A 13,487-nucleotide genomic window follows, 5' to 3' on the forward strand; every position below is an offset into this window, starting at 1 on the left:
CTGAAATGTTCACTGCCGAGCAGGCAGCTTAGAAATATCGCCGCGAGCACTGCTTCGGCAATCAAACGTTCACTGCCGAGCAGGCAGCTTAGAAAGCAGGAACGGAGAGTTCTATCCATGAGAATTCGTTCACTGCCGAGCAGGCAGCTTAGAAAAGAACCATAACCTACAACGGCATGCTTCATTCGTTCACTGCCGAGCAGGCAGCTTAGAAAAAGGCCACAACTCACGTATTCTGTCGATGGTGGTTCACTGCCGAGCAGGCAGCTTAGAAAATTTCATGCCGGGGCGGTTTTATCGCCTGCGAGTTCACTGCCGAGCAGGCAGCTTAGAGAATGCTTATCGCCACTGCAAGCGGCTCCTACACTATGTGCTTTTCTCTGTGCTCTCTGTGTCCTCGGTGGTAAATACGCTTTTGAGTGGTGGTGTTTTTGTGCGAGGTGCGCCTCGCGCCGATTGCAGCTAAAAGTAATCGCGACGGGGTACCCAGAGGGCATGCTAACGTCGCTCCCACAGGTAACGACTGAGCATCGCGACGAGGTAACCAGAGGGTTGAGTTTGATCAGTGTTTTCTGCCGAACACGACTCCAGGGATGGAGGAGGTAGAACGAAGCAGGCAGCTCGAGTCGAGGCCGCTTAGAGAATGCTTATCGCCACTGAAAGCGGCTCCTACACATGTGCTTTTCTCTGTGCTCTCTGTGGCCTCGGTGGTAAATATGCTTTTGAGTGGTGATGTTTTTGTGGGAGGTGCGCCTCGCGCCGATTGCAGCTCAAAGTAATCACTCCCACAGGTACGACTGAGCATCGCGACGAGCTACCCAGAGGGCTGAGTGTGATCAGTGTCTTAGACCGCTACCATGTCAAGGTAGGGGAATAGAAGCGGCTTTCAGAAGGTATGCTGGTGTACTCAAAATGGCGTCATGAAACGAACTAATGTGTTGGAAGCAGTATAAACTTAGTTCTCAATCTAAACGTAAAACCTCTGTTCCTGGGGAGCGTGAGGTTTTATCTGATAGACTTCAACTGTTGCACTGTCTCGCTGGACCGCACTTTCAGGCCGCTGATTATTATCATGGAAACTCCGGGTTTTAGTATTAACAGCCATCGTCAGATGGATCATCAATGTTGGGCGGACCATAGTTGTGGGTTTGCAGCGCGTCTTGTTGTGTTGCTGTTAGTGCTGTTGATCAGTACCTTTTGTCAGGCTCAGCCGCTGATTCATCTGTCATCCAGCATGGCGGATGTCAGCACCGGGATGAGCGTTCGCTATCTGGAAGATGCCGACCATGCTTATACGCTGGAACAGGTGCGCCGCGAGCCGCAGGCTTCTCGTTTTGCGCCGCTGCCGGATGGTAAGAGTAACTTTGGTGTCAGTGGCTCCGGTTTCTGGTTGCGTATTGATCTGAAAAACAGTGGTGACGAGCCTCTGGTATCGCTGCTGGAAGTCGTTCACCCCCACTGGGATCATGTGACTTTCTATACTGATGGTGGCGCAGTTCAGAGCGGTGGTGATCACCTTCCAATCGCTAATCGTGCCGTTGCTGCAGAGAGCAACCTTTACCCTGTAACGACACCATCCGGGGGCGTGCAGAGGGTATGGGTGCATCTCTCATATAATCAGCCGGGGCTGGCTGAGACCAAGTTGTCCCTGTGGACGCCTGATGAGTTCGCCCAGCATTATGCCAAGCGTTATTTTCTTATCGGGTCTTTCATCGGTATGGGCGTTCTGGTGGTGTTTTATAATCTGCTTATCGGTTACTCCACCAGAATGCCCGAGTATATCTGGTATACCCTGTATATTATGGCGGCGATGATGGCTCTGCTGGCCAATACCGGCCTGGGTTATCGTTACCTATGGCAGGGAAGTACAGAGTTTGTTGATTTAGCGCCGATCCTTTTTTCATTGCTGACGCTGGTGTTGGCAACCCAGTTTACCCGCAGTTTCCTGAATACCCGAGGGTCACAGAATATTGACCGGCTGCTGCAATCCCTGTTTGTTTTCGCTGCACTGGCGATGCTCTGCTATCTGTTTGGTGAGCGCGGATATGCGTTAAAACTTACGCTGCTGTATGCGCTGGCGACGGTACTGTTTCCACTGATCGGTATCTGGCGATATAAAAAGGGCAGGAGCGATGCCCGGTTTTATGTGCTTGGCTGGAGTGTCTGGAGTCTGGCAATGCTTATCGCGGTGACGCGCAATGTTGGCCTTATCCCCGCTGATTTTGTCACCAACTTTTCACCACCACTGGGTTTCTGTATCGAGGGTGTGCTGCTTTCCCTGGCACTGGCAGACCGGATTAATTATCTGAAACAGCAAAAAGAGGCGGCTGAATTGCTGCATATTACTCATCTGCAGCAGGAGCAGGAAGAGCTTGAACGGCTGGTGTCAGAACGTACCGCTGCACTGGAACAGGCGATGAAGCAGGCTGAGTTGCTGGCGCAAACCGATTCACTGACCGGGGTTCTGAACCGCAGAGCCTTCTATGAGCTGGGTGAGAAAGAGCTTGAGAGAGCCCGACGTTATCAAACACCCCTGGCGGTGGTGATGATCGATCTGGATATGTTTAAGCAGATCAATGATAACCACGGCCATGCGACGGGGGACAGGGTGCTGATTGCGGCCATCAATTTATTGCAGACGCTGACGCGTTCCGCTGACCTGTTTGGGCGCATCGGTGGTGAGGAGTTTGCACTGCTGATGCCGCAGACCCATCTGCATGAGGCTGCAGAATTGGCTGAACGGTTGCGGGCGGCACTCGAGGGGCTGGAAGTCTGTGTTGCTGCGTTGACGGTCAGGGTAACGGCCAGCTTTGGTGTGGCAGCTATTGATGTGTCAAATGAATCACTGGCTGAAGCGATGGGACGGTCCGATGAGGCGTTGTACCGGGCCAAAGCCCATGGTCGTAACTGTGTTGAACTAGCGTCTGCTGCAACGATAAAAAACGCTGCACTTTCACAGACCCGAACATAAAACAGATTAACCACCCAGAGCACAGAGAATACCAAATAACGGGCACTTCTCCGTGTCCTCTGTGCTCTCTGTGGTAAAGCCTTATGCTATGTCTTTTCAGAGAGAAACATCCAGATATATGTGTACAGATCTATAGCATCCCGACATTAAGTTCGTAACCTGTAGCAGCTGCATCCTGCAGCGATCCGCTCTATGCCCGTACACCCAGAGGGCATGCTAAAGCGGCTCCCACAACAGTTGGCAGATCATCGATCATTGCAAAGTGGAGTTATCGCTTTAATCGTAGGAGCTGCATCCTGCAGCGATAAAAACCGCAGCACTTTCACAGACCCGAACATAAATCAGATTAACCACCGAGAAAACCAAATGACGGGCTCTTCTCAGTGTCCTCTGTGCTCTCTGTGGTAACGCCTAGTATTGTGTATTTAATCGCTTGAACCTGGAAGAGCTAAGGCGTGCGCCCTTTATTCAGTTTTTTCCCCAGTAGCAGCAACAGTGACGAGACCAGTTTTTCCCGGTAGCCCGCTTTTGATTCATCGGTGGGGATCGGTCGGCACAGGGCGGCGCACTGAATACCGATACGTGAGGTGGCGATACAGGCGCCGGCACCCTGCAGTGCCTTGGCGCCGATATTGAGGGCAGGGAAGTTGGACAGGTCGAGCATATCCAACCCGGTTTGGGACAGGCCGGAATAGGCGGTGCTTCTGCCAACCCGGTAGAGCACTCGCATGCGATTACCCACGTTTGGCCGGATGCCATAGGTGTCTGAGATCTCTTTGATCATGATGCTGGTGCGCCACAGGGTGAGCAGAGCATCCAGCGAGGGCATCGGGCTGGCGGCCACGGCTAAGCCGGTTTGCACACTGTGCTTGCGGATAATGTTTTCGACCCGCTTATCCAGAGGTTCGATAAAGAGTGTCTCCAGGTGTCGCAGCCGTTCGGCATCATCGAGATAATCCGGCATTAAACTGAGCGCCTTATCGAGCTGTTTTTCCTGTGGCGTATCGGTGTAGAAGCTCACCAGACTGTCGACAAACGGGGTGATCTTCTGACTGTTCTGCTGTTGCTGTAACGCCCGCGCTCTCTTTTGAAACTCCGCTATCTTGTCGATATCGTTGCTACCCCGGGCCCATTTGAACAAACCAATCCCCGATATCAGGATCAGCACTGCCAACACGGCTGATACGGCGACACCAAAGGCCCAGTGAAGCGCAGATGCGTTGTTGATCATCGAGATCAGGTCGTTAATCAGCGTCAGGCCGAATACACCACCCAAACCGATGGTGATCAGTTTCATCGTTCTGGAAAAGAGCGGCTGAGGGTGACTATTCCAGCTGACCGGGCCGGTGTTGCTGGGTGGGTATTCAATCTGTTCAGACTCAATCGAGTCGGGAATCATGCCCTCCAGATCGGTTTCCGATATTTTGAAGGTGCGCGGGATGCGGGTATCGCCATCCTGTTGAGATTTTATCGACATATATCACCCATTAAATTGTGCAGCACCTCATCCATACGGATGTGGGGTATCGCCTGGTCCTGATGGGCACGAATACCTTTCGGTGGCTTCAGTTCTGGTAGTTTCCAGTCTATGAACGCAGCAAACTCTGCTTCAGAGGGGATGTGATCAGGAATCCGGGGGTTAACAAAACCAATGGCTTCACCTTCAGTCGAGATCCCTTTGAGGATCTCCTCATTTCCCTGTGTCTGTGCATGGGAAGAGCGCACCGAAGCCACCGCTTCCACCCGCAGGTCAGCCTGTGCCCCCTGAATTCGTTCGAGGGACTTTCGCACAATACAGCTGAGCAGGTGGCGGACATTATCGTGATCCTGCGACACAACCTGATCTACCTTGGTGGCGGCATAGAGCACTTTTTCGATCCGCGAACGGAACAGTCCGCCGTTGTATTCGAAGCTTTCACCAATCGCTTCCAGCGCATGCATCATCTCGTGGAGATAGGGTTCGCCACCGTGCAGCACATTGAGGACATCGACCAACACCACCTGACGGTCGATTGGTTCGATAAACTCTTTGAAAAAGGGCTTTACGATATCCGACTTGTAACGCTCGAATATCGCTTCTAACTGCTTAAAGTTGCTGTTTTTACCGGCACTCTGCAACTGCGCTTCACTATAACCGGCACAGGCGATCAGGGGCACGAAATGCAGTGCAGGATGACCGGCCTGGGTGCCGGGTTCTATAAATCGTCCCGGTTGAATAATGGTCAGTGGCGGCGACTGTTTTTTGCAGGCGTGCAGGAAATCGATATAGATGGCGCGCTGAGTTTCGATGGTCGCCGGGTTATAGTCAGCAAACGGGTCAAGCTGTTTAAGCGACGCCTGTGGGTTATCACTAAAGCCACTTCGGGGCGCCCGCGACAGCTGCTTTTCGACCAGGACACACCAGTCGCGAAAGCTCATCTTCAGCAGTGGCAGGTCGACCAGCCACTCTCCCGGATAGTCTCTCAGTTCAATAAAAACACTTTTCGAGGTTTTTCTTCCAAACCAGCCCTGGTCTGCCAGTTTGATTTCCAGTAGCACGCCACTGATATCCCGGGTCGGCACCGGCCACTGGGGAGAACTTCCCGACAGACTGTCCACCGCCTGCTCATAATCAAAGCGGGGCAGATAGCGGTTTTCCAGCGGATGCTCTGTCACCTGGATAATCCTTTTTTTTAACCAGGGGGAGAAACCACCCAGCCGCGAGTTTTTCGCGCCATGCTGTTTAAGCTGGTTGATCAGGCTGGTGATAAAGGTTGATTTACCGCTGCGGCTCAGCCCGGTAATGCCGATACACACCCGATTCTGTATCGCCCGATTGATCAGGGTTTTCGCATCATCTGTCACATGGTGTAGCTTTTTTAAATAATCCGACTGTCCGTTGTTAGACATAGTGTTTCCAGGTTCTGCGTAAAAAATTGATCAACCGGTGTGGTTTTGCTGCAAAGAGCTGTATTCACCTATATGGCCGTGGTTAGCCCTCATTTCAAGGTCTGACCTGAAACAACGTCTTACTTGCAGCAACGCCTGAGGCTGGAGAGGTATTTGTAGCGCGCATCACTCGTTAGTCAAACAGATTACCGCGGTAATCTGCACAGTTACACCCGTGATATCAGGCACTACACAGCGATGATACTGACGACCATCAGCGCTGAATCACTGGTGTGCCTGCAGACCTGGAGGTTGTCCGCTTTACTCAGTCCTTTGATACGTTGCTGCTATTGCGGATATTGGCGGTGCGAAGTCGCTGGATGATGGTCAGCACTAATACCGACAGCGTCAGGATCAGGGTGACACTATTGGCAAGCAGTACCGGCATATCCTGGATAACAAAGCCGTAGATAACCCAGAGCAATACACCGAGAGTAAATATTGAGTACATGGCAACAGAGATACCGGCGGTATCTTTGCTTTTTAATATCTGCACCACCTGGGGCACGAAGGAAGCGGTTGTGCAACAGGCGGCTGAGATGCCGATGAATGAAGTTATATCCTGCACGGTTGGCCCCAGGTCAGAGTATCTGGTTGAATTCCAGCTTTTCGCCATCCGGCCCGCGGATCGCAAAGTACTGGCAGCCGTTTTTCCAGAAATCCAGATGGATGGGGGCCGTTTCGATAATATCTTCTCCGGCGGTTTTCATCTCGTCAAAGGCTGCCTGAATGTCGGTGACGGAAAAGGCGATATGATCCACAGTGCCATCGCGTCTGTTTGCGATCTCTTCCAGCTGGCTTTGCGGCAGCTGATAGAGTTCGATGATGACCCCGGCTCTTTGCATCATAATCGCGGTGGTTTCGCCATCGCCTTCCGGGAAGGTTTTCTCCATGACAGCGGTAAAACCAAGGCGATGGTAGAAGGTGATAGAACGCTGGATATCGGTGACCGGAATGCCGATATGTTGCAGGCCGTTAAAATTGTTCTCAAGCAGTATTTTCATCGTGGTTATGCCGTTTTTTTCTGTTTTGCTGTTGCCTGAGGAGTGATCGGTGCATTGCTTTTTGCAGCGGCAGGCTTTCGGGCAAAGTGCTGTTTAACCATCTGCATCAGGCCCTGAGTTGAGGCGTCGTATTCCGAACTTTTATTCTCAATATTGCGGCTGATCTCGGTTGCCAGCCGTTTACCCAGCTGTACACCCCACTGGTCAAAGGAGTTGATATTCCAGATTGCGCCCTGAACAAATACCTTATGTTCATAGAGGGCGATCAATGCCCCCAGGTTGTGAGGATTCAACTGATCCATCAGCAGTACATTGCTCGGTCTGTTACCGGGGCAACTGGCAAAGTCCTGGCGGTTATCTTTGGCATCGCCGTTCATAAACGCATTCGCCTGCGCCAGCATATTGGTGAGCAGGGCAAAGTGGTGGGCTTCGGTACCTTCATCGACCTGTAGCGAGGCGATGAAGTCGATCGGTACAAACCGGGTGCCCTGATGCAGTAGCTGGAAAAAGGCGTGCTGGCCATTGGAACCGGTCTGGCCCCAGACAATCGGCCCGGTGGCATAATCCACCGGATTACCCTCCATATCTACCGACTTTCCGTTACTCTCCATATCCAGCTGCTGTAGAAATGAGGGCAGTTGATGCAGTGCCTGATCATAGGGGATCACCGCCTGGGTTTCGGCGCCAAGGAAGTTGATATACCAGATGCCGATCAAAGCCAGAATCACCGGCATATTCTGATCCAGCGGCGCATGGAGAAAGTGCTGGTCCATCTCGAAGGCGCCCTCTAACAGTTCGATAAAGCGGTCGTAGCCGATGCTCAGGGCAATAGGCAGTCCGATACTGGACCAGAGGGAGTAACGTCCGCCGACCCAGGCCCAGAACTCAAAGATACAGTGCTCGCTCACACCAAATTCCATGGCAGCAGCTTTGTTGGTGGACACCGCGACAAAGTGTTTGCCCAGATCCGCCCCCGGGCAGTTGCTCTGTGCCAGAAACCACTGTTTTGCGGTGTTAGCGTTGAGCAGGGTTTCCTGAGTTGAAAAGGTTTTGGTGGAAACGATAAACAGGGTAGTCTCAGGATCCAGCCCCTTAAGAATCTTCTTGATATGTTGTCCATCGACATTAGAGATAAAGTGAAACTTCATCTCCGGGTGCTGATAGGGCAGGAGCGCCCGACAGACCATGTTGGGGCCAAGATCCGATCCGCCAATACCGATATTGACGACGTTACGAATACGCTTGTCGCTGTACCCTTTCCACTCACCACTGCGTACCTGATCGGTAAATGCCTGTAGTTTTTTCAGCCCCGCGCGGATCTCCGGCATCACATCCTGACCATTCACCACCACCGGTTCATCTCCCCGGTTACGTAACGCGGTGTGCAGCACCGGGCGCTTCTCGGTAACATTGATAATATCGCCGGAGAACATCTGCGCCTGGCGCTGGCGAAGCGGAGAGTGTTCGGCCAGTTTAATCAGGGTTTTGAAGATATCGTCGGACAGTCTGTTTTTAGAGTAATCCAGAAACAAGCCGCCCAGCTGCAGGCTCATCTTGTTAAAACGATCTGAGTCTGCGCTAAAGTAATCTGAAATCCGGTCATTTTCGGTTTGCAGGGCTAACTGCTCGAGTTTTTTCCAGGTGACAGAGGAGCTGAGAGTGTACATTGATGGCCTCGCGATATTTTATGCAACCGACGACATGCCGGGACCCGTTATCTGTGTCATTAGAACCGGGTGAGGTAAACCAGAAATGAACCGCTTCAGCGTGGTTTGTAATAATTGAAATTTTTATGGCGCATGTTTGTGTTATTTATACACTTATAAGAAGAATAAAATTGGAAACGTCTATGACAAACGCTGTCCAGCAAAAAATTTTGGTGGTCGATGATGAGATCGACATGCGGGAGTTGTTGCAGGATCTTCTGGAAGATAGCGGCTTCAGTGTCACCGCCGTGGCCGATGGTGGGGCGATGCGGCAGACGCTGGATACGGCTCCCTATTCGCTGATTATTCTTGATCTCAGGCTGAAAGGTGAAGATGGTATGCAACTGGCCCGGGAGGTGCGGGAACATTCCAGCATCCCGATTATGATGCTCACCGGCAAAGGGGATGAAACTGACCGGATTCTGGGGCTGGAGCTGGCCGCCGACGATTTTCTGATGAAACCATTCAACAACCGGGAGTTGCTCGCCAGAGTGCGGGCTATGTTGCGCAGAACCACCCAACTAAGCACTCCGGTGATACGTAAAGAGGATGCCTACAGTCACGAACGGTTGTCGTTTGATGGCTGGGTGATGGATCTGACCAGCCGGGAACTGACCGGCGTCGATGGTGAGCCGGTTTCACTCACCTACGGCGAGTATGAGCTACTGGAGATGTTTGTCCGCTCGCCTAACCGGGTGTTCAGCCGTGACCAGCTATTGGACGCGACCCGGGGGTTTGACTCAGATGTCTATGACCGTACTATCGATGTGCTGATTCTGCGGTTGCGCAGGAAGATTGAACCGAATCCGAAACAACCCTCCTATATCCGTACTGAACGGGGTGTGGGGTATATCTTTAATGCTTCAGTGATGCAGTGCTGATGGGGCATCGTGACAGCGAGTTGAACAGATGATCCTGTCGATCAGCCCCTTTAGTCGCCTGCGAGCACGCACCCGGTTATTGCTGGCGTTTACCATCCTGTCTGTTTCGGCGATGATTCTGGCGCTGGTGGGCTGGCAGGGGCTGAGCAACACCGACCGGGCGCTGAATATCTTTGAACAGCAGGCGTTGCCGGATATCTCCCGCTCTCTCGAACTGGCTGAACGTACCGCCAACCTGGCGGCGATCGCCCCCTATGTCACCAGCGCCGGTACCCCCTATATGTTAGAGGGGCTGAGCCAGACGCTGAAAGCCAAAATTGAAAAAGTGCTCTCACTGGCGCAGCGTATTCCACAACTGGACGCTGCCGCCCCTAATCTTCAGACGCTGCTGCAGCGTCTCGATAGCACCGTGAATGAGCTGATCGATCTGACCCGCCAGCATCTGTTTCTGCGGGAGGATCTGCGGGAATATGAATACCGCCTCCGAAGTCTGATGGATGGGGCTGAGCCGTTTGATACCGTGCATAGTGCGACACCCGTGACGCGGCTGGCTGAGATGCTGATGACGGCGTCCCATAGCCAGTCGGCCGATAGCCTGGCCATCACCCGGCAACGCTTTATCCGTCAGCTCGACAGTTTTCATCGCTCTGCCGTCGGTGGTGCTGATCACGATTATAACGAACTCTATGCTGTGGGGGTGGGGCCGGAAAACCTCTTTGATCTGCGGCTGAAGCAGTTGAGTCTGGAACAGCGCAGCGCTTTTCTGCTGGCTTCAACCCGGGCGATCTCCGAACAACTAAGTGGGGAGGTGCAACACTTTGTCGATCAGATTCAAAGCCGCATATCCCACGAAAGTCAGCGGGTGGGGGCAGCGGTCAGCTCGGGTAAAACTGGTATTTTACTGATCAGCTTCCTCTGTATTGTCGCGGCACTGGGGGGCGTGTGGATGGTGCGCGAACTGGTGATGAATCTGGCGTCGGTTACCCTGGTGATGAGCCGTCTTGCCGAAGGGGATACCCATCAGCAGACCCCGGCTATCGAGCGTAGTGATGAGATTGGTGATCTGGCCCGGGCATTTCAGGTATTTCGTGAGAATGCGGTTCAGATCGACCGGATCAGTCACGATCTGCAGGAACAGTCGCATCTGCTGGAAACGGTGTTCACCAATATCAATGATGGGTTGAGTGTTTTTGACAGAGAGGGGCGGCTGATCGCCTGGAACCCTCAATACCTGCTGATTCTTGAGTTGCCCCAGAACAGTCTGGAAAAAGGGATGTCGATAGAGCAGGTGCATGGTTTGTTGTCGAAAGAGGCGCAGGAGAGCTGGGCGCTGGATGGTATGGCGCTGGATAAGGATGAGGTCAACCAGATGCGACGACAGCAACCGCAACACTTTGAGCGGCACTTTGCCAACGGGCGGGTGGTTGAGTTCAGAAGCAGCCCGATGCCGGATGGTGGGTTTGTGACCCTGTATAGTGATCTGACGGAGCGTAAAACCGTTGAAGCACAGTTGCGCCAGTCTCAGAAGATGGAGGTCCTGGGGCAACTGACCGGTGGGGTTGCTCACGACTTTAACAATCTCCTGGCAGCGATGTATGGCAACCTTCAGCTGCTGGAATCGACACTTTATGATGCCCCCAAACCGCTTAAATATGCCCGCCGGGCGCTGGCCTCAGCAGAGCGGGGGAAAAACCTGACGCAGCGCTTATTGGCGTTCTCCCGGAAACAGCACCTGACGCCGGAACCGACAGCCGTTGACCCGCTGATTGAAGGGATGCTGGATCTGATTGAATACAGTGTGGGGTCGGCGATTAAAATAAAGCTGGAGCTTGGCGCCGCTGACTGGCTGGTGGATGTCGACCCGGGGCAGCTTGAAAATGCCCTGCTGAACCTGACGATTAACAGCAGTGCCGCGATGCCTGACGGGGGGACTCTGACATTCTGTACCCGTCAGTGCCATGGGATTGAGCTGAATGGCGGCGTCTGCGATGCGGTGCATATCGAGGTTGCTGATACCGGCTGCGGTATCTCCGAGGCCCATCTGCGTCGGGTGTTTGAACCCTTCTTCACCACCAAAGAGATCGGCCAGGGCAGTGGGTTGGGGCTGAGTATGGTGTATGGCTTTGTGAAACAGTCAGAGGGGGATATCAGGGTTCAGAGTCAGCAGGGGCAGGGGACGACGATCGGTATCTATCTGCGCCGCAAAGCTGAGTCAGCCGCTTTACCCAGAGCAGATACGGTGACTGCGTTCAATGATGGCCAGAATCGTTGCGTACTGATGGTTGAGGATGATCATCAGGTGAGAGAGGCGGGACAGGCTCTGCTGGAAAAGCTTGAATACCGGGTGATCGCAGTGGCATCCGTCGATGAAGCGCTGCAGCAGCTTCATCAGCGGGATGATATCGATATTGTGTTTACGGATATCAACCTGGGCACTGCCGTTAATGGTTTACACCTGGCGAAAAAAATTGACAGTCAATGGCCTGAAATACCGGTGCTGCTGACCTCGGGGCTGAGTGTTCAGCATCTGAGTGAGCAGTACGGTTTGCAACAGACCGGTATTGTACTGGCTAAACCCTATAAGCTGGAGGAGCTGGCAATGGCGCTGGATAGCACATTTACACGGCATACAGATCAGGGAGGCAGAGACCTGTGAACAGAATTAAGCGGGGCATGAGGGGCGCGCACCGGTTGCTGGCGGCTCTGCTGTTGGCCGGAGCTGCGCTACCCTCTGCTGCCGCAGAGAAGACCCTCTCTATCGGTATCTCCGTCTCGGATCTGGGTAACCCCTATTTTATTCAGATCGCCCGGGGCGCTGAAATGCAGGCAAAACAGCTGGTGGGCGATAATGCTGAAGTGGTGGTTGTTTCCAGCGCCTATGATGTTAAACGTCAGATTGAACAGATAGAAAGCTTTGTCGCGCAGGGGATGGATATGATTCTGCTGTCCGCCGCCAGTTATGATGGTGTTGAAGCCGCAGTATTAAAAGCCCGGGAAGCCGGGGTTAAAGTGCTGGCGGTGGATGTCAAAGCGAAAGGTGCCGATGCGACCATCACCACTGATAATACTCAGGCCGGCATGATCGCCTGTGACTACCTGGTGAAACAGCTGGGAGGGAAGGGCGATGTGGTGATTATCAACGGTCCCAAAGTGTCCTCGGTAAAGGACCGGGTGGCTGGGTGCAAAGCGGTGCTGGCGCAATCCCCAGGTATTCAGCTGCTGTCCAGCGATCTGAATAGTGGCGGGGGACGTGAAGGCGGGCTGGAGTCGATGACCTACCTGCTGACCCAGTTTCAACAGATCGATGGCGTATTTTCCATCAATGACCCCTCTGCACTGGGTGCACAGGATGCCGCACAGTTTGCCGGTCGGGGTGAGTTTATCATCGCTTCAGTCGACGGCGCACCGCTGGCGCAACAGCAACTGCGCCGTTCAGACTCGCTGATCTGCGCAACGGCGGCACAGTTTCCCAACTATATGGCGGCAAAAGCGGTAGAAACCGGTTACCGGTTAATGCAGGGCGAGACACTGGAGCAGACCACCATACTGATTCCCGCAAAGCTGATTACCCGGGAAACGGTGGATAGCTATCAGGGGTGGTGAAACTTAGACGCAGTTATCAATATTGAAAGGTTCAATGTACCTGATATACTGTGTACAAAGTACATGGATTGTTATGTTTACATTTATAGAACTAAGCGGCTTCAGTAAACACAGAAAGGATTTACTGAGCGATGATGAGTTCAGCGAGTTGCAGAGGGCATTAATTGCAAACCCGGAATGCGGTAGCACAATATCCGGTACTGGTGGATTCCGAAAGCTTCGATGGTCCAGGCCAGGTATGGGAAAAAGTGGTGGAGTAAGAGTGATATATTATAATTTATCTACTCAATCGGGGCGGTTATATCTGGCGCTTATTTATTCTAAAAATGAAGCCGATAACATCACCGATGCCCAAAAATCCCAACTAATGAAAGTCTCAGGCAGGCTAAAATAG

At 52.8% G+C, this 13,487-nt stretch carries 9 protein-coding genes and 1 CRISPR repeat array; of the genes, 4 read left to right on the forward strand and 5 right to left on the reverse strand.

Annotated elements, in window-relative coordinates; all coding sequences use genetic code 11:
* Positions 1–7 precede the first annotated feature (7 nt).
* Positions 8–333: a CRISPR direct-repeat array (repeat unit 26 nt; unit sequence GTTCACTGCCGAGCAGGCAGCTTAGA).
* A 778-nt stretch (positions 334–1,111) separates the two neighbouring features.
* Positions 1,112–2,971: a sensor domain-containing diguanylate cyclase gene (locus tag BMY09_RS08495; RefSeq protein WP_091357128.1), complete on the forward strand. Its 1,860-nt coding sequence runs from the start codon at positions 1,112–1,114 to the stop codon at positions 2,969–2,971.
* Positions 2,972–3,419: 448 nt separating this feature from the next.
* Here the strand turns inward: BMY09_RS08495 and BMY09_RS08500 are convergent, their stop codons facing one another.
* From BMY09_RS08500 to pgi, 5 genes are all read right to left on the reverse strand, one after another.
* Positions 3,420–4,448 carry a YcjF family protein gene (locus BMY09_RS08500; protein WP_091356627.1) on the reverse strand — a complete coding sequence of 343 codons (1,029 nt, stop codon included), beginning with the start codon at positions 4,446–4,448 and terminating at the stop codon, positions 3,420–3,422.
* Entirely contained in the window at positions 4,439–5,860 is a 1,422-nt protein-coding gene (locus BMY09_RS08505) for a YcjX family protein (RefSeq protein WP_091356630.1), read from the reverse strand. The genes BMY09_RS08500 and BMY09_RS08505 overlap by 10 nt, the downstream gene beginning before the upstream one ends.
* Positions 5,861–6,164: 304 nt before the next feature.
* Entirely contained in the window at positions 6,165–6,467 is a 303-nt protein-coding gene (locus BMY09_RS08510) for a SemiSWEET transporter (RefSeq protein WP_245756530.1), read from the reverse strand.
* Between the two features lie 13 nt (positions 6,468–6,480).
* Entirely contained in the window at positions 6,481–6,903 is a 423-nt protein-coding gene (locus BMY09_RS08515) for a VOC family protein (protein ID WP_091356635.1), read from the reverse strand.
* 5 nt (positions 6,904–6,908) lie between these two features.
* Positions 6,909–8,570, reverse strand: coding sequence for a glucose-6-phosphate isomerase (gene pgi / locus BMY09_RS08520; RefSeq protein WP_091356638.1), 1,662 nt, complete (start codon positions 8,568–8,570; stop codon positions 6,909–6,911).
* Between the two features lie 182 nt (positions 8,571–8,752).
* On the opposite strand from pgi, the gene BMY09_RS08525 reads away from it, so the two are divergent.
* The 3 genes from BMY09_RS08525 to BMY09_RS08535 are packed head-to-tail and all read left to right on the forward strand — an operon-like array spanning position 8,753 to position 13,093.
* Entirely contained in the window at positions 8,753–9,490 is a 738-nt protein-coding gene (locus BMY09_RS08525) for a response regulator (protein ID WP_091356642.1), read from the forward strand.
* A 28-nt stretch (positions 9,491–9,518) separates the two neighbouring features.
* Positions 9,519–12,146 (forward strand): PAS-domain containing protein, encoded by a 2,628-nt coding sequence (locus tag BMY09_RS08530; protein ID WP_091356643.1) that lies wholly within the window; start codon positions 9,519–9,521, stop codon positions 12,144–12,146.
* The gene (locus tag BMY09_RS08535; protein ID WP_245756531.1) at positions 12,143–13,093 is read left to right on the forward strand and encodes an ABC transporter substrate-binding protein; all 951 of its coding nucleotides are present in this window, start codon (positions 12,143–12,145) and stop codon (positions 13,091–13,093) included. The genes BMY09_RS08530 and BMY09_RS08535 overlap by 4 nt, the downstream gene beginning before the upstream one ends.
* Positions 13,094–13,487 lie beyond the last annotated feature (394 nt).

It is taken from the genome of Amphritea atlantica (assembly GCF_900111095.1).
Classification (GTDB): Bacteria; Pseudomonadota; Gammaproteobacteria; order Pseudomonadales; family Balneatricaceae; genus Amphritea; species Amphritea atlantica.